The sequence below is a fragment of the Streptomyces sp. JLBJ103 genome, assembly GCF_058215575.1.
The window spans coordinates 6,268,023-6,282,940 of record NZ_CM177089.1; the positions used below are offsets into that span (position 1 = coordinate 6,268,023).

Below are 14,918 nucleotides of genomic sequence, written 5' to 3' on the forward strand. Positions count from 1 at the left end.
AGGCCCTCGTCACTCGGGGGTGTGGTGTGTCACGACGTCGGATATGAACGCTGACCACGCGTCTTTGGAGAAGACGAGGGCCGGGCCGTCGGGCTGTTTCGAGTCGCGGACGGGGACGATGCCGGGGAGGTTGTCGGCGACCTCGACGCAAGCGCCGCCTCCGTTGCTGCTGTAGCTGCTCTTATGCCACGAAGCGGTTCTCAGATCTGGGGCGGTTCCCATGAGGTCCAGTCCTTCATCACGGCTCGGATCATCGCCTCGGAGTCGAGGGGCGAGAGGGCCATGGCCCTGAGCAGATCGTAGTTCTTTCGGCGCGCTGCGACCTGCTCCTGGTCCTCGATGATTGTCCCGAAACGGCTGCCTTCTTCGTAGGCCAGTGTCAGCGCGTCCGGCAGTGTGAAGAGCATCAGCGAACTGCCCGCCTCGACGTGCTGTCCCGCGCGGAAAGGCAGAACCTGAATGGTTACGTATGGCTGTGTCCCGTGCTCAAGGAGGGACGCCATCTGGCGGCACATCACCTCAGGTCCACCCGCCGCGCGGCGCAACGCCGCCTCGTCCACGATGAACCAGCAGTGCGGCGGTCGAGACTCATTCAGCCGCTTCTGTCGGTCGATGCGGACGTTCGTCCACTCCTCGATTTCGGCGTCCGGGGCGAACCGATTGCCAATGCGCAGCGACTCCTTCGCGAGTTCGGGGGTCTGGAGCAGGCCGGGGATCGTGGCGCAGGCGTACTCTTCAACGGCCACAGCACGCCGCTCAACCTCCACTACCCGGCGCAGCTTTGACGGATACGGCTCGTTCTTCGCCAGCGCGTAGATCCGGGCGAACATCCCGTCCGTCCCGAAGCACGCGTCCAGCTTCGCCGGAAGGTCGTCGTACGGCAGCGACTCCGCCGCCTCGATCCGCGCGAGATGCGACTTGCTGTAATTCAGCACCTCGGACAGCCGTCGTAACGACATGTCCGCCTTCTCACGGTGACGCCGGATCTCCGCGCCGAAGAGGTCACGGGCCGAACGGTCCGGAAAGAGTTCGCGTGGCTGAAACGTCATCGGTTCATCCCCTCTCGTCCCGCGATCTTGGCTGGGACGGGTCGCCTCTTTTCAGCCTACGTGCCGGAACGCAACGCTGTGTGCACTCAACGTAATTGATCAGGGAGGCGGCTCGAGGTGTTCCAGGGCAAGGATGCGGAACCAGTCCGTCCACGCATGACGATGCGCGTCTACCGCGTATCCCCGGACGGCGCGACCGTCACGCAGGAGCTGGGCCGAGTGATTGTCATGGCTGAGGACAAGCTCGCGCCGTTGCAGTCCAGCCAGTTCCCGCCGTGCCGGTGCCCTCGCCACCGCGACGGTGCGGACATTGCACCTCTCTGACGATCCACCCCCCCTTGGGCCTGGTCCGCCAGTCACTGACTGGTCGGCCAGGCCCGAAAGCCTGTGCCGCATCCGGTAGTTCATGGTTTCCTGAATTCAGGGTTCCGTGTACTGTCGTGGTGTGCTGACTGTTGCCTCCGACATCGAGGTGCTGGCCCGGTTCGGCCGCGCCCTCGCCGATCCGATCCGCTGCCGCATCCTGCTCGCCCTGCGTGACGCTCCCGCCTACCCAGCCGACCTCGCCGACGCCCTCGGCGTCTCGCGCACCCGCCTGTCGAACCACCTGGCGTGCCTGCGCGACTGCGGCTTGGTCATCACGGTGCCCGACGGCCGCCGCACCCGCTACGAGCTGGCCGACCCCCGCCTCGGCCACGCGCTCGACGACCTGCGCACCGCCGTGGTCGCCGTCGAGACCGACCGCACCTGCCCGGACGCCGACACCCAAGGGTGCTGCTGACCATGGCCGCCGAGATACCCCTCTCCCTCGGCCCCTCCGCAGCCCGCCGCGACACGCTCACCCGCCGGATACGTCTGCTGGTCGCCGCGACCATCACCTACAACGTCATCGAGGCGATCGTCGCCCTCACCGCCGGTGCCCTCGCCTCCTCCGCCGCCCTGATCGGCTTCGGCCTGGACTCCGTCATCGAGATCTCCTCCGCCGCCGCGGTCGCCTGGCAGTTCTCCGCCCACGACCACGCCGTGCGCGAAGCCCGGGAGAAGACCACCCTGCGGATCATCGCGGTCTCGTTCTTCACGCTCGCCATGTACGTCGCCGTCGACGCCATCCGCGCCCTGAGTGGCACCGGCGAGGCCGGACGCTCCATCCCCGGCACTGTCATCGCCGCCCTCTCCCTCGCGGTGATGCCCTTCCTGTCGGCTGCCCAGCGGCGCGCGGGCCGCGAACTCGGCTCCGCCTCCGCGGTCGCCGACTCAAAGCAGACCCTGCTGTGCACCTACCTGTCCGCCGTCCTCCTTGCCGGGCTGGTCCTCAACGCCACCCTCGGCTGGAGCTGGGCCGACCCCATCGCTGCCCTGGTCATCGCCGCCATCGCCGTCAAGGAAGGCCGTGATGCCTGGCGGGGCAAGGGGTGCTGCACCCCGTCCACCGTCACAGTGTCCGCCGCAAAGACGGACGCGTGCGGATGCGGCTCCGAACGCGCCTGCTGCGCAGTCGGCTTGAAGGAGAGGTGATGAACGTGACCTACGCCGCCCGCACCGGACGTTTCCTCCCCGGGATCGGCCGACTCGCCGCCTGACACTGGCCGAGACCCCTCCGGCGTAAGGGTGGTCCGGTGCCCGAAGCGGCAGGCTGACAAGAACTTTACATAGCCTTGGTTTACTTTGTGTTGGTGATGATCAATGCGGTGTCGAGGACACGACGGGCTGTGGCGCGGGGGCCATGGCTCGCTCTGGTGCTCGTCGCATTGATGCATGTCGTGGGCTGCTCCCACGGCTCACTGGCCGACACCTCCTGGCGGACCGACACTCTCACGGCCGCGGGCATGGCCTCGCCCACCGGGTCGCACAAGGCCACGGGGCAGGTATTGGCGTGGTCGGATTCATGCGACAGCCGGCATCACGAGCCCCAGCAGTGCACCGGTGTCGACGAGCCGGCGCTGGGGCAGGCCGACGGGGCCAAGGGGCCGCTTTCTCAGTCCCTGTTGCCTGCCGTCGGTGCCGTACCGCGTGTGCCGCCCGTGCGGGGGCCGCCGGTGGCGGAAGCGGGGCATTCCAGTGGTGGAGCGCGGGCGGCGTTACAGGTCTGGAGGAACTGACAGGGCCTCGTCGCACCGCGCGCCACGATCAGGCGTGCGGCGCGGCGGGACGAGCTGTGTTCTGCCACCCCCGACCTGAACACCGCTGTTCCGGCTGCTGCCGTGCAACGGCGGTGGGAGAGCCGTCACGATGAACCACCATCACTTGTCATCCGTCCTCGACGCTGTTCCTTCCTCTCCCGCCCAGCTGCTGGCCGCCTCCGCGCGGTCGGCCGCCACACCGGCCGCCCTGGTCGGCGATACGCCCGTGCTGTGGGTGGGCGAGCCGTTCACCACGGCCGGGCGCGGGTTCTGGGCCAAGCTGGAGGGCCACAACCCCGGCGGTATCAAGGACCGCACCGCCCTGTACATGGTGGCCGCCGCCCGCGAGCGCGGCGCGCTGCTGCCCGGCGCCCGGATCGTGGAGTCCACCTCCGGCACCCTGGGCCTGGGCCTGGCCCTGGCCGGCATCACCTTCGGCCATCCCGTCTCGCTGGTCACCGACCCCGGGATGGAAGCACAGGTCACCGGGCTCCTGCGCGCCTACGGCGCCGAGGTCCACACCGTCACCACCCCGCACCCGGAAGGGGGTTGGCAGCAGGCTCGCCGGGAGAAGGTGGCCGAGTTGCTGGCCGCGCACCCGGACGCGTGGTGTCCGGATCAGTACCACAATCCCGACAACGTGGCCGCCTACCGGTCCCTCGCCCACGAACTGGTCGCCCAGCTCGGCCGGATCGACACCTTGGTCGTCTCGGTCGGCACCGGCGGCCACTCCGCTGGCATCGGCCGCGTCCTGCGCACGTTCTTCCCCGCGCTGCGGGTGGTGGGCGTGGACACCTGCGCCTCGACCATCTTCGGACAGCCCGCCGGGGTCCGGCTGATGCGCGGCCTGGGCTCGTCCATCTACCCGCAGAACATCGCGTACGAGATGTTCGACGAGGTGCACTGGGTGGCCGCTCCCGAGGCCGTGTGGGCCGCCCGTGCTCTGGCCCGCACCCGGTATGCCACCGGCGGCTGGAGCGTGGGCGCGGTCGCGCTGGTCGCCCGGTTCATCACCCGTACATCCCCGGCCGAGGAGCGCATCGCAGCCGTCTTCCCCGACGGCCCGCACCGCTACGTCTCCACCGTCTTCGACGACGACTACTGCCGCACCCACCGGCTGCTCGGCCACGAACCGGCCGACGAACCGGACGAGATCACCCACACCGGCGAGGCGGTGGTCACCCGCTGGACCCGCTGTCGCACCGTCACCAACCCCCGTCCCGCCACCGGCACGGACACCGGCGCGGGAAACCCGAGTGTGGCGGGGGCGGGCCGATGAACAAGCTCCTGTCCCAGACGCGTTCCTTCAGCCCTGCCGCGCGGCTGCTGATGGTGAACCAGTTCGCCATCAACCTGGCCTTCTACATGCTCATGCCCTACCTCGCCGCCCACCTCTCGGGGGACCTGGGCCTGGCGGCATGGACGGTCGGCCTGGTGCTCGGCGTGCGCAACCTCTCCCAGCAAGGCATGTTCCTCATCGGCGGCACCATCGCCGACCGCCTCGGCTACAAGGCCCCGATCCTGGCGGGCTGCCTGCTGCGCACCGGCGGGTTCGCCCTGCTGGGCTGGGTCGACAGCCTCCCGGCACTGATCGCCGCGTCGGCGGCGACCGGGTTCGCCGGGGCGCTGTTCAACCCCGCGGTACGCGCCTACCTCGCCGCCGAGGCCGGTGAGCGACGGGTGGACGCGTTCGCCACGTTCAACGTCTACTACCAGGCCGGGATGTTGCTCGGCCCGGTGGTCGGACTGGCGCTGCTGGCCGCCGACTTCCGTGTGGTGTGTACGGTGGCCGCGGCGGTCTTCGCCGCTCTGAGTGTGCTCCAGGCCCGCGCGCTGCCCGCCCGTCATGGCACCGGCTCGCACCCGAAAGCGACCGGGGGCGCGGGCGGACTCTCGGTGTGGGGGCAGTGGCGGCAGGTCGTCTCCAACCGGCCGTTCCTGCTGTTCTCCGCGGCGATGACCGGCTCCTACGTGCTGACTTTCCAGGTCTACCTGGTGCTGCCGCTGGCTGCCGATACCGCTCTCGGCGCAGACGGCACAAAGGCGACGAGCGGCTTGTTCGTGGTCTCGGCCGCGGTGGCGGTGGCCGGACAGCTGCGGCTGACCGGCTGGGCCAAGCGACGCTTCGCCCCGCACCAGGCACTGGCGGTCGGCCTGGCCGCGATGGGTGCGGCGTTCGTGCCCCTGGCCGTGGTGCCCGCCGGGTCCGCGGCCGGGGTGCTGGCGGCCCTAGCCGTATCGGTCGCGCTCCTCGCCGCCGCCGGGGCAGTGGTGTACCCGTTCGAGATGGACACCGTGGTCGCTCTGTCCGGGAACAACCTGGTCGCTACCCACTACGGCCTCTACAACACCGTCTCCGGCCTCGGCATCACACTGGGCAATCTCGCCCTGGGCGCTCTCTGGGATGCCGCCCACACCGACAGCCCCTGGCTGGTGTGGACCGTGCTGGTGGCCACCGGCGCCGGATGTGCGACGGCACTCACCGCCCTCGCCCGCGCCGGACATCTGCACACGCCCCCCGTCCAGCCCGCCACGGCCTGACCGCCCGCCGTCCGCGGGTTCCTGGCCAAGGGGCCGGAACCCGCGGACGGATCGGGGGTTCCCTAACAGCCGGGGCCTGCCCGGAGGGTGGCCCTGTCACAGCCAGTCTCAGCACGGCCTTCCTGGTGTCCGCCGCTCCCGGCAGGTTGGAGCCGTCCACCCACAACAGGCGTCCAGCCACCTCATACGCTAGGAGCGCGACCATGCCCAGCGAACCCCTCAATCTCGCAGTGATCACCGGCAGCGTCCGGGAGGGCCGGTTCGGCCCGGTGGTGGCGAAGTGGTTCGCCGAACGGGCCGAGGAGTACGGCCGGTTCGCGGTCCACCTCGTCGACCTGGCCGATATCCCCCTCCCCCTGACCCTCCCCGCCACACCGCCCGCCTTCGACCCCGAACCGCCGCGCCCGGCCGGGATGGAGGAACTCACCCGCCGTATCGCGGAGGCCGACGCGGTGGTCATGGTGATACCGGAGTACAACAACAGCTTCCCCGCTTCCGTGAAGGCCGCCATCGACTGGCACTACCCCGAGTGGGCGGCCAAACCGGTGGGCTTCGTCGGCTACAGCGGCGGGGGCAGCGGCGGCCTCCTCGCTGCGGAGCAGCTGCGCCATGTCTTCGCCGAGCTGCGGGCGCACACGCTCGGCCGCCATGTGACGTTCCCGCGCTACTACGAGCTGTTCGGCCCCGACGGCGCGCTGCTGGACCCGGAGGGCCCGAACGGCGCGGCGAAGGCCATGCTCGACGAGCTGCACTGGTGGGCCGAGGTCCTCCACGACGCCCGCCGTGACCGGCCGTACGCCGCCGCGGAGTAGCCACCGCGGGGTGGTCGGCGGCACGCCCGGGAAATACGGATGCGCGAGCCGGGAACCGCTGCGAGGCTGCCCCGATGGACCGACAACGGATCTCCCGACTCGCGCACGCCGACCACCCCATCGCCGCACCGCTCGCCGACCCCACGGTCGAAGGGCTGCTGGAGCGAGCGGTACCCGAAGGGGCGCGGGTGCTGGACCTCGGCTGCGGACGGGCCACCTGGCTTCAGCGCGTACTCGCGCTGCGGCCGGACGCGGTGGCTGAAGGCGTGGACACCGACGGGGCGGCGCTCGCCCTGGGGCGCGAGGAGGCCCGGGACCGCGGGGTCGGGGACCGGCTGGTGCTGCACGAGGGCGACGCCGCCGCGTTCACCGCGCCGCACCGCTTCGACGTGGTCCTCAGCATCGGCGCCGCCCATGCCTTCGGCGGTCTGCTGCCCACCCTCGCCGCGGCCCGGCGCCATCTCGCCCCCGGCGGCCGGGTGTTGATCGGCGACGCCTTCTGGGAGCGTGAGCCCGGAAAGGCCACACTCGACGCGCTGGACGCCGTGCCGGAGGACTACGCCGACCTGGCGACCACCGTGGACCGCGTTGTCGCCGACGGCTGGACACCGGTCCACGGGCACACCAGCACGCTCCAGGAGTGGGACGACTACGAGTGGAGCTGGACCGGCGCACTGGAGCGGTGGGCACTGGACCACCCCGAGGACCCCGGCGCCGCACCGGCCCACCGGGCCGCCGTCGAGCACCGCGACGCCTGGCTGAAGGGCTACCGGGGCACCCTCGGCTTCCTCACCCTGCTGCTGCGGCCGTCAACACCCCGGTGAGTCCGGGCTGTCAGTGGCGGCTGGCACCATCGCTCGCATGGGATCCGAGAACTCCACCGCCGCCTACTGGGACGCCGCCGCGGCGGACTTCGACAACGAGCCGGACCACGGACTGCGCGATCCGGACGTAAGGGCCGCATGGGCGGCGCGGCTGCGCGACTGGCTTCCCGAACGACCGCCCGGCCGGCCGCTCGACGTCCTCGACCTCGGCTGCGGTACGGGCTCTCTCGCACTGCTGCTCGCCGAGGACGGCCATCGGGTGACCGGTGTCGACCGGTCGGCGCCCATGGCCGAGCGCGCCCGCGCCAAGCTGGCCGGGACCGGCGCCACCGTGCTCGTCGGCGACGCGGCGGCGCCGCCGGTGGGGGAGCGGGCCTTCGACGTCGTGGTGGTGCGCCATCTGCTGTGGCTGCTGCCCCGGCCCGAGGCGGTGCTCCGCCACTGGGCGCGGCTGCTGCGGCCCGGCGGACGGCTGGTGCTGGTCGAAGGGCGCTGGGGGGAGTCCGAGCCGGTCGGTCTCGAGTCGGCCGAACTGACCCGGATGATCGCGCCGTTGGCGGTCCGCACCCAGCTGGAGCAGCTCGGTCCGGACGCGGCGCTGTGGGGACGGGAGGTGCGGGACGAGCGCTATGTCCTCGTCGCCGACCTCGCCCGCCCCGCCCACCCCACCCGCCACACCGAGATCGTCGACGTCCATCTCATCCTGCGCCGTGGCGGGGAGGTGCTGCTCGCCCGCCGCTCCGGCACCGGCTATGCCGACGGACTGCTGCACGCCCCGTCCGGCCATGTCGAGGACGGCGAGGACGTACGGGCCGCGCTGATCCGCGAGGCGGAGGAGGAGACCGGGATCGTCCTCGCACCCGACGAGGTGCGGGTCGCGCTGGTCATGCAGCACAAGTCGCCCGTGGGCGCGCCCCGCACCGGCTGGTTCTTCGAGGCGGACGCCGAGGCGGGGCCGGGGGCGGGCCATGAGCCGGTCAACCGCGAACCGGACAAGTGCTCGGAGCTCGGCTGGTTCCCGCTGGACGCGCTGCCGGACGACATGGTGGCGTACTGCCGCGCGGGCCTGGACGCGTACCGGGCGGGCGAGCGGTTCGTTCTGCACTGGCACGAGCCGGGGGACACCATCGGGTTCGAACCCGCGGGTCCCGACCGGCTCCTGCCGCTGCCGATGTCCTCGCCCGTTACGCCGCCAACTCCCGGATATAGCGCCACTCCGTGACCGCGGGCTCGTAGCCGAACCACTTGTTGATCGCCAGCATCGGCTGGTTGTCGCCGTCGTTCCCGGTGAACGCCTCGCGACAGCCGGCCGCTCGCGCGCGGTGCAGTGCGTCGTTCTTGGCCAGCTTCGCCAGCCCCCGGCCGCGGAAGGCGCGGAGCGTACCGGTCATCCCCGACCAGTAGCGGCCGTGGCCGTCCGTATGCGCCACGCTGAACGCGGCGACGGTCCCGTCCACCACGGCCACCGTGGTCAGTTCGGGGTCGAATGCGGGGTGTTCCCAGTTCTGGGCGATCCACTGGTCGTAGGGCAGCCGGCCGGCAGGCACGTCCCCCGGTTCGTCCTGGGTGCACTCGACGTCCGCCTCGTACAGCGGACGCGGATCGGCGGTGAAGTCCGCCGCCGTCCGCAGCTCCACCCCGTCCGGCAGCCCGTGCGGGTCCAGCGGCGGCAGGGCGGCCGTGCTGAGGTCCAGCCGCTGGACCCGTGAGGAACGCCCGCGCCGGTAGCCGCGGCGCTCGGCGAACGTCACCGCGTGCGGGGCCTCCAGCGTCCAGGCGAAGATCTTGGCGGCCCCGAGCCCGGCGAGCCGCTCCTCCGCCGCGGTCACCAGCGCCGAACCCACGCCCCGGCCCAGCGTGTCCGTCCGCACCGAGGTGTTGGCGAAGGTCAGCCCCGGTTCCTCGCTGTCGTGGAAGACACCGATCTCGGACGAGCCCACCACTTGGCCGTCGACCTCGGCGACCAGCAGCCGGTACTGCCGTTCGGCGGGCGCACCGGCCACTTCCCAGGTCACGGTCTCCGCCGTGGTCACCAGATAGGGGAAGGCGGAACGGCGCGCCGCGGCCACGGCCTCCGCGTCGGCGGGACGGAAATCGCGCACGATCATGGTCATGGTGTCGCAGGCTACGGTGTCCCCGCCCGGCGTGCCGCACGATTTCCGGACACCGGTACGACGTCACACGACAACATCACACAATGGGGAGAACAAACCCGCCGGACCACCGCCGGACCATCCCCCACCCACACGCCGAGGAGCCCCGCGTGGCCTTGCAGATCACCGTCGACCCGGACGCGGCGACCGCCCCCTTCGAGCAGATCCGCGCCCAGATCGCCGAACAGGCCCGCTCCGGCGCGCTGCCCGTGGGCTACAAACTGCCCACCGTGCGCGGCTTCGCCGAGGAGCTGGGGCTCGCGGCGAACACGGTCGCCAAGGCGTACCGGGCGCTGGAGTCCGACGGGGTGATCGAGACCCGGGGCCGTCATGGCTCCTTCGTGGCGGCGGCGGGCGACGCGGCCCGGCGTCAGGCGGCCGAGGCCGCCTCGGCCTACGTCCAGCGGGCGCAACGCCTCGGCCTGGACCGCGCGGACGCGCTCGCCGCCGTCGAGGACGCGCTGCGGGCCGCGTACGACGCGTCCTGAATCCCCGAAATCCCCGACCTCGACATCACCACTTCCCCGCCACTTCCCCGCCCCGACAAGGAGCCCCACCCCATGGCCAGCCGGAAAGCCCTCGTCCGCCGCCCCAGCCCGCGCCTCGCCGACGGACTGGTCACCCATATCGACCGCAAGCCCGTCGACCCGGAGCTCGCCCTGCGGCAGTGGGAGGACTACGTCGCCTGCCTGCGCGCGCACGGCTGGGAGACGGTGGAGGTGCCGCCGCTCGACGACTGCCCGGACGGGGTGTTCATCGAGGACACCATGGTCGTCCACAAGAACGTCGCACTGATCGCCCGCCCCGGCGCCGGGTCCCGCAGGCCGGAGACGGCCGCCGCCGAGGAGACCGTGACCGCCCTCGGCTGCTCCCTGAACCGGGTCCGGGAGCCCGGAACGCTGGACGGCGGCGACATCCTCAAGATCGGCGACACGCTGTACGTGGGGCGCGGCGGACGCACGAACGGCGAGGGCGTACGGCAGTTGCGCGCCGTCTTCGAGCCCCTGGGCGCCCGGGTGGTGGCCGTACCGGTCAGCCGGGTGCTCCATCTGAAGTCGGCGGTCACCGCCCTTCCCGACGGGACCGTCATCGGCTATCCGCCGCTGGTCGACGACCCCGCCGCGTTCCCCCGCTTCCTGCCCGTCCCCGAGGAGTCCGGCGCCCATGTGGTGCTGCTCGGCGGCGGGCGGCTGCTGATGGCGAAGAGCGCGCCGCGCAGCGCCGAGCTCTTCGCCGACCTCGGCTATGAGCCGGTGCCGGTGGACATCAGCGAGTTCGAGAAGATGGAGGGCTGTGTGACCTGCCTGTCCGTACGGCTGCGAGAGCTCTACGGCTAGGCCCTGTCCCGCCGATCTGATCCACGAAGATCGACAGGGCAGGGCCTGAGGCCGGGGCCGACGGCTCTACAGATACAGCCCCGCGTCCGCGTCGCCCGGCTGGACGGGCACCGACGCGGGCCGGGTGCCGCGGCGCAGCGCGAACAGCTCGGCCAGGGTGGCGCCGTCCCGCCCGACGGTGTCCTCCCGGCCGTGGGCCTCGTCGCCGAGCCAGCCGAGCGCCTCCGCGCGGGTCAGCTTGCCGACCTCGATCCGGGCCAGACAGCGGCCGGGGCGGACCACGGCCGGGTGCAGCCGCTCCAGATCCTCGTTGGTGGTCACCCCGACCAGCACATTGCGTCCCTGGCCGAGCAGACCGTCCGTCAGGTTCAGCAGCCGGGACAGCGCCTGGCCCGCGGTGTGCTTGGCCTCGCCGCGGATCAGCTCGTCGCAGTCCTCCAGCAGCAGCAGCCGCCAGCGGCCCTTGGCCGAGCCGTCGTCCTCGCCGATCGCGATGTCCATCAGATAGCCGACGTCGGTGAACAGCCGCTCCGGGTCCAGTACGCAGTCCACCTGGCACCAGTCCCGCCAGGAGCGGGCCAGGGTGCGCAGCGCCGAGGTCTTGCCGGTGCCGGGCGGGCCGTGCAGCAGCAGAAGCCGTCCGGCGATGTCATCGGGGGTGATCTTCATCAGCCCGTCCATCGCCTCGGCGACCGGAGCGGTGTAGTTGCCGCGGATCTCCTCCCAGGTCCCGGCGGCGATCTGACGGGTGGTGCGGTGCGGACCGCGCCGCGGGGAGACGTACCAGAAGCCCATCGACACGTTCTCCGGCTGGGGTTCCGGTTCGTCCTCCGCGCCGTCGACCGCCTGCCGCAGCACCTTCTCGGCGAGCGCGTCGTCGACGGCGGTCACGGTCACGTCCGCGCCCCGGTTCCACCGGGACACCAGCAGCGTCCAGCCGTCGCCCTCGGCGAGCGTCGCGCTTCGGTCGTCGTCACGGGCCGCGCGCAGCACGGTGGCCGAGGGCGGCAGCAGGGTCACCCCGGACTTGACGCGGTCCACGGAGTGGCTGCGGGCGTACGGCTGCTCCCCGGTGGCGAAGCGCCCGAGGAAGAGCGCGTCGACAACATCCGACGGCGAGTCGCTGTCATCGACGTTCAGCCGGATCGGGAGGGACTGTTCGGCGGGTGTCGCGGGCAGGGTCTGCCTCCTGGATACGCGGGTCGGTGCGTCGGTCAGCGCACCTGCCCCATGATCCAGCACGAGGGGCTTCCACGCACCGGGGTTTGTGGCCGTTTGGCGAGTGGTTCCTGAGAAGCCCACTGGAATGGGGGCGTTCACGGATGCTCCTACCCCCAGCGGCGCGGCGCCACCTGCCCCGGCTGTCTGTGGCGCCGTGTGCGCCCGGTGTGCGCCTGGGGGCGCTCGGGGTCAACGACCCCGGTGAACCGCAATATTTTGCCAACTGTGCGCATGGATGGGTCCGTTCGACGGGATGACATAGCCATGTCATGTCGTCGGTGCGGACGGCGGCGTGACTGACGGTTTCGAACGCGTTTGCCCCCTTCTGGGGTGACCGCGCCTCACATCGGCACAGCAGAGACCCTGCTAGGGAGATCGAATGAAACTGTCCAGACTCACGGCGACCGTCGGAGCGCTCGCCGTAGGCGCCGTCCTCGCCCTCACCGGGGCCGGTGCCGCTCACGCCACCGAGAACAGCGCGGGTCCCGCGTATGTGGCGCTGGGTGACTCCTACTCATCCGGCGTCGGCGCGGGCAGCTACGACAGCTCCAGCGGCGGCTGCAAACGCAGCACCAAGGCGTACCCCGCGCTCTGGGCCGCCTCCCACTCCCCCTCCAGCTTCAACTTCACCGCATGCTCAGGTGCCAAGACCGCCGACGTCCTCAACGGCCAGCTCGGACCGCTCAGCTCCGGGACAGGACTGGTCAGCATCAGCATCGGGGGCAATGACGCCGGGTTCGCCGACGTCATGACCACCTGTGTGCTCCCCGGCGAGAGCGCATGCCTCAACAAGATCGCCACCGCTCGCGCCTTCGCCCAGAACACCCTGCCCGGCAGGCTCGACCAGGTCTACAACGCGATCAGCGCCAAGTCCCCCTCCGCCCATGTCGTGGTCCTCGGCTACCCGCGCTTCTACAAGCTGAACGGCTCCTGTCTCCTCGGCCTGTCCGAGAACGAGCGCGCCGCCATCAACGGGGCGGCCGACCTGCTCAACTCCATCACCGCCAAGCGCGCCGCCGACCACGGCTTCGCCTTCGCCGATGTCACCAGCCGCTTCACCGGCCATGAGATCTGCTCCGGCAGCGCCTGGCTGAACAGCGTCACCTGGCCCATCGACGACTCGTACCACCCCAACGCCGCCGGACAGTCCGGCGGGTACCTCCCCGCGTTCTCCGCGGCCGCCTGATCTCAACCGCCCTCGGACGAGGGCGGTGAGGAAGCCGAAGTGGAAGCCGAAGAGGAGGCTCCGTCCGTCGGGGCCTCCTCGCACATCACGGTGAACGACACCTTCTTGGAGGCGACCTTGGAGGCGACCGCCTTCGGGCTCCTGGCCTCCACGGCGATCCAGTCCTTGCGGGCCCCGGGCGCCGCCTCCGTATGGCGCACCGTCCGGGACCAGCGCGACCCCGCCGCACCGCCGGTGAACTCCAGCTTCTTCCAGCCCGGATCGGACACCTCGCCGCTTCCGGTGATCCAGCGGTACTCCACCGTCGTGGGCGCGCGGTTCACCGTGACGGTCGCGGTGAAGGACGGCGCCTCGTCCCGCGGTGGCGGGCACGCTCCGTGGTAGCCGCCGCGCACCGCCTTCACGACGATGGTGATGGTGAGGGACGGCCGCTTCGAGGACGAGGTGCCGTCCGCCGGACGGGAGTCCGAACCGCCGCTGCCCGCGGTGGTGCCGGACGTGGGGCGGTCCGCGCCCCCTGCGGTGGGGGTGGCGGTGTGCGAACCGCCGCCACCGCGTGAGGTGTTGGCGCCCTGGCCGCTGTCGTCGAGCAGCGCCCAGGTCACTCCGCCCAGCGCCAGTGCGGCCAGCAGCGCCCCTGTCAACAGCGCGGCCACCGCGCGGCGGGGCCGAGGGCCCGACGGCGGCCCGTCGTCGGGCGGGGGAGCAGCGGGAGCGGCGGAGCTGAGGTCGAACGGCGCGGCGCCCGGTCCGTCCGAGGCGACATCCGCCGACGGTACGGGCGCGGGCACCGGGCCCGAGGACGCCCGTGGCGTGCCGCCCGCCGCCACCAGCCGCAGCATCCGCTCCGCCTCGGCCGCCGGAAGCCGAAGTTGTGGATCCTTGTGCAGCAGCCCCTCCAGAACGGGGGTGAGCGGTCCGGCCCGGCGCGGTTCCGGGAGCGACGCGTCCACCACCGCGCGCAGGGTGCTCAGCGGGGTGTCCTGGCGGAACGGCGAGACGCCCTCGACCGCCGCGTACAGCAGCACGCCCAGCGACCACAGATCGGTGGCGGGACCCGGCGGCTCACCGAGGGCGCGCTCCGGCGCGAGGAACTCCGCCGAGCCCACCAGCTCGCCGGTCAGCGTCAGCGCCGAATCGCCCTTCACCACCGCGATACCGAAGTCGGTGAGCACCACCCGGCCGTCGTTGGCGATCAGTACGTTGCCGGGTTTGACATCCCGGTGCAGCACCCCGACGGCATGGGCCGTCCGCAACGCGGTCAGCACCTCGGCGCCGATGAACGCCGCCCGCGCGGGCGGCAGATGGCCCTCCGCGTCCAGGACGTCCGACAGGGACAGACCGCGCACCAGCTCCATCACGATCCAGGGGCGGCCGCCCTCAAGTACCACGTCGTACACCGTGACCACGTTGCGGTGCGAGACCCGCGCGGCGGCCCGGCCCTCACGCTCCAGCCGGGCGTAGAGCCGCCCGATGTCCCGCTCGCCGAGCCCGGCCGGGGCGCGGACCTCCTTGATGGCGACCTCGCGGCCCAGCGCCTCGTCGTACGCCCGCCACACGACACCCATCCCGCCGCGGCCCAGCACGTCCAGAAGGCGGTAACGCCCCCCGACCGGGCCGCGCCCCTCCGGCTCACTCGCCTCGTCGCTCATGGCCGAGCCCTCCCCCCAAGCCA

At 71.7% G+C, this 14,918-nt stretch carries 15 protein-coding genes; 10 read left to right on the top strand and 5 right to left on the bottom strand.

The annotated features are described in order from the left end of the window. Positions 1 to 9 precede the first annotated feature (9 nt). Both AC4BEG_RS27680 and AC4BEG_RS27685 read right to left on the bottom strand, forming a co-directional pair. Positions 10 to 222, bottom strand: a complete 213-nt coding sequence (locus AC4BEG_RS27680) for a DUF397 domain-containing protein (protein ID WP_490702441.1) — start codon at positions 220 to 222, stop codon at positions 10 to 12. Beyond that, positions 201 to 1,049: a helix-turn-helix domain-containing protein gene (locus AC4BEG_RS27685; protein ID WP_490702442.1), complete on the bottom strand. Its 849-nt coding sequence runs from the start codon at positions 1,047 to 1,049 to the stop codon at positions 201 to 203. The genes AC4BEG_RS27680 and AC4BEG_RS27685 overlap by 22 nt, the downstream gene beginning before the upstream one ends. A gap of 445 nt (positions 1,050 to 1,494) precedes the next feature. On the opposite strand from AC4BEG_RS27685, the gene AC4BEG_RS27690 reads away from it, so the two are divergent. The 7 genes from AC4BEG_RS27690 to AC4BEG_RS27720 all read left to right on the top strand — a co-directional run bounded on the left by AC4BEG_RS27690 (position 1,495) and on the right by AC4BEG_RS27720 (position 8,568). Then, positions 1,495 to 1,830 carry an ArsR/SmtB family transcription factor gene (locus AC4BEG_RS27690; protein ID WP_490702443.1) on the top strand — a complete coding sequence of 112 codons (336 nt, stop codon included), beginning with the start codon at positions 1,495 to 1,497 and terminating at the stop codon, positions 1,828 to 1,830. A gap of 2 nt (positions 1,831 to 1,832) precedes the next feature. Further along, on the top strand, positions 1,833 to 2,564 hold the full coding sequence (locus AC4BEG_RS27695) for a cation efflux transmembrane domain-containing protein (protein WP_490702444.1): 732 nt from the start codon (positions 1,833 to 1,835) through the stop codon (positions 2,562 to 2,564). A 714-nt stretch (positions 2,565 to 3,278) separates the two neighbouring features. Continuing rightward, complete coding sequence (locus tag AC4BEG_RS27700; protein ID WP_490702445.1) at positions 3,279 to 4,448, top strand: PLP-dependent cysteine synthase family protein; 1,170 nt, start codon at positions 3,279 to 3,281, stop codon at positions 4,446 to 4,448. After that, positions 4,445 to 5,710, top strand: a complete 1,266-nt coding sequence (locus AC4BEG_RS27705) for an MFS transporter (protein WP_490702446.1) — start codon at positions 4,445 to 4,447, stop codon at positions 5,708 to 5,710. The genes AC4BEG_RS27700 and AC4BEG_RS27705 overlap by 4 nt, the downstream gene beginning before the upstream one ends. 203 nt (positions 5,711 to 5,913) lie before the next feature. Next, entirely contained in the window at positions 5,914 to 6,522 is a 609-nt protein-coding gene (locus AC4BEG_RS27710) for an NADPH-dependent FMN reductase (RefSeq protein ID WP_490702447.1), read from the top strand. A 74-nt stretch (positions 6,523 to 6,596) separates the two neighbouring features. Next, positions 6,597 to 7,346: an SAM-dependent methyltransferase gene (locus tag AC4BEG_RS27715; RefSeq protein ID WP_490702448.1), complete on the top strand. Its 750-nt coding sequence runs from the start codon at positions 6,597 to 6,599 to the stop codon at positions 7,344 to 7,346. A gap of 37 nt (positions 7,347 to 7,383) precedes the next feature. Then, a complete protein-coding gene (locus AC4BEG_RS27720; RefSeq protein WP_490702449.1) occupies positions 7,384 to 8,568 on the top strand; it encodes a methyltransferase domain-containing protein in 1,185 nt (394 codons plus the stop codon). Here the strand turns inward: AC4BEG_RS27720 and AC4BEG_RS27725 are convergent. Beyond that, complete coding sequence (locus AC4BEG_RS27725) at positions 8,531 to 9,460, bottom strand: GNAT family N-acetyltransferase (RefSeq protein ID WP_490702450.1); 930 nt, start codon at positions 9,458 to 9,460, stop codon at positions 8,531 to 8,533. The two genes, AC4BEG_RS27720 and AC4BEG_RS27725, sit on opposite strands and share 38 nt — an antisense overlap. A gap of 149 nt (positions 9,461 to 9,609) precedes the next feature. Between AC4BEG_RS27725 and AC4BEG_RS27730 the strand changes: the two genes are divergently transcribed. Together AC4BEG_RS27730 and ddaH are read left to right on the top strand one after the other, a co-directional pair. Then, on the top strand, positions 9,610 to 9,987 hold the full coding sequence (locus AC4BEG_RS27730; protein WP_201877323.1) for a GntR family transcriptional regulator: 378 nt from the start codon (positions 9,610 to 9,612) through the stop codon (positions 9,985 to 9,987). A 72-nt stretch (positions 9,988 to 10,059) separates the two neighbouring features. Beyond that, positions 10,060 to 10,836 carry a dimethylargininase gene (gene ddaH, locus AC4BEG_RS27735; protein WP_201877322.1) on the top strand — a complete coding sequence of 259 codons (777 nt, stop codon included), beginning with the start codon at positions 10,060 to 10,062 and terminating at the stop codon, positions 10,834 to 10,836. A 66-nt stretch (positions 10,837 to 10,902) separates the two neighbouring features. Here the strand turns inward: ddaH and AC4BEG_RS27740 are convergent, their stop codons facing one another. Beyond that, positions 10,903 to 12,015 carry a DUF5925 domain-containing protein gene (locus tag AC4BEG_RS27740; protein WP_490707226.1) on the bottom strand — a complete coding sequence of 371 codons (1,113 nt, stop codon included), beginning with the start codon at positions 12,013 to 12,015 and terminating at the stop codon, positions 10,903 to 10,905. A gap of 421 nt (positions 12,016 to 12,436) precedes the next feature. On the opposite strand from AC4BEG_RS27740, the gene AC4BEG_RS27745 reads away from it, so the two are divergent. Further along, a complete protein-coding gene (locus AC4BEG_RS27745; protein WP_490702451.1) occupies positions 12,437 to 13,243 on the top strand; it encodes an SGNH/GDSL hydrolase family protein in 807 nt (268 codons plus the stop codon). Positions 13,244 to 13,245: 2 nt separating this feature from the next. Here AC4BEG_RS27745 and AC4BEG_RS27750 read toward each other — a convergent pair whose 3' ends face one another. Further along, positions 13,246 to 14,895 carry a serine/threonine-protein kinase gene (locus AC4BEG_RS27750; protein WP_490702452.1) on the bottom strand — a complete coding sequence of 550 codons (1,650 nt, stop codon included), beginning with the start codon at positions 14,893 to 14,895 and terminating at the stop codon, positions 13,246 to 13,248. Between the last annotated feature and the right edge of the window lie 23 nt (positions 14,896 to 14,918).

Coding starts and splice junctions, on each gene's coding strand:
- AC4BEG_RS27695 (WP_490702444.1), top strand. CDS start 1,833: ATGGCCGCCGAGATACCCCTCTCCCTCGGCCCCTCCGCAGCCCGCCGC.
- AC4BEG_RS27750 (WP_490702452.1), bottom strand. CDS start 14,895: ATGAGCGACGAGGCGAGTGAGCCGGAGGGGCGCGGCCCGGTCGGGGGG.
- AC4BEG_RS27725 (WP_490702450.1), bottom strand. CDS start 9,460: ATGACCATGATCGTGCGCGATTTCCGTCCCGCCGACGCGGAGGCCGTG.
- AC4BEG_RS27700 (WP_490702445.1), top strand. CDS start 3,279: ATGAACCACCATCACTTGTCATCCGTCCTCGACGCTGTTCCTTCCTCT.
- AC4BEG_RS27685 (WP_490702442.1), bottom strand. CDS start 1,049: ATGACGTTTCAGCCACGCGAACTCTTTCCGGACCGTTCGGCCCGTGAC.
- AC4BEG_RS27710 (WP_490702447.1), top strand. CDS start 5,914: ATGCCCAGCGAACCCCTCAATCTCGCAGTGATCACCGGCAGCGTCCGG.
- AC4BEG_RS27745 (WP_490702451.1), top strand. CDS start 12,437: ATGAAACTGTCCAGACTCACGGCGACCGTCGGAGCGCTCGCCGTAGGC.
- ddaH (WP_201877322.1), top strand. CDS start 10,060: ATGGCCAGCCGGAAAGCCCTCGTCCGCCGCCCCAGCCCGCGCCTCGCC.
- AC4BEG_RS27715 (WP_490702448.1), top strand. CDS start 6,597: ATGGACCGACAACGGATCTCCCGACTCGCGCACGCCGACCACCCCATC.
- AC4BEG_RS27720 (WP_490702449.1), top strand. CDS start 7,384: ATGGGATCCGAGAACTCCACCGCCGCCTACTGGGACGCCGCCGCGGCG.
- AC4BEG_RS27680 (WP_490702441.1), bottom strand. CDS start 222: ATGGGAACCGCCCCAGATCTGAGAACCGCTTCGTGGCATAAGAGCAGC.
- AC4BEG_RS27705 (WP_490702446.1), top strand. CDS start 4,445: ATGAACAAGCTCCTGTCCCAGACGCGTTCCTTCAGCCCTGCCGCGCGG.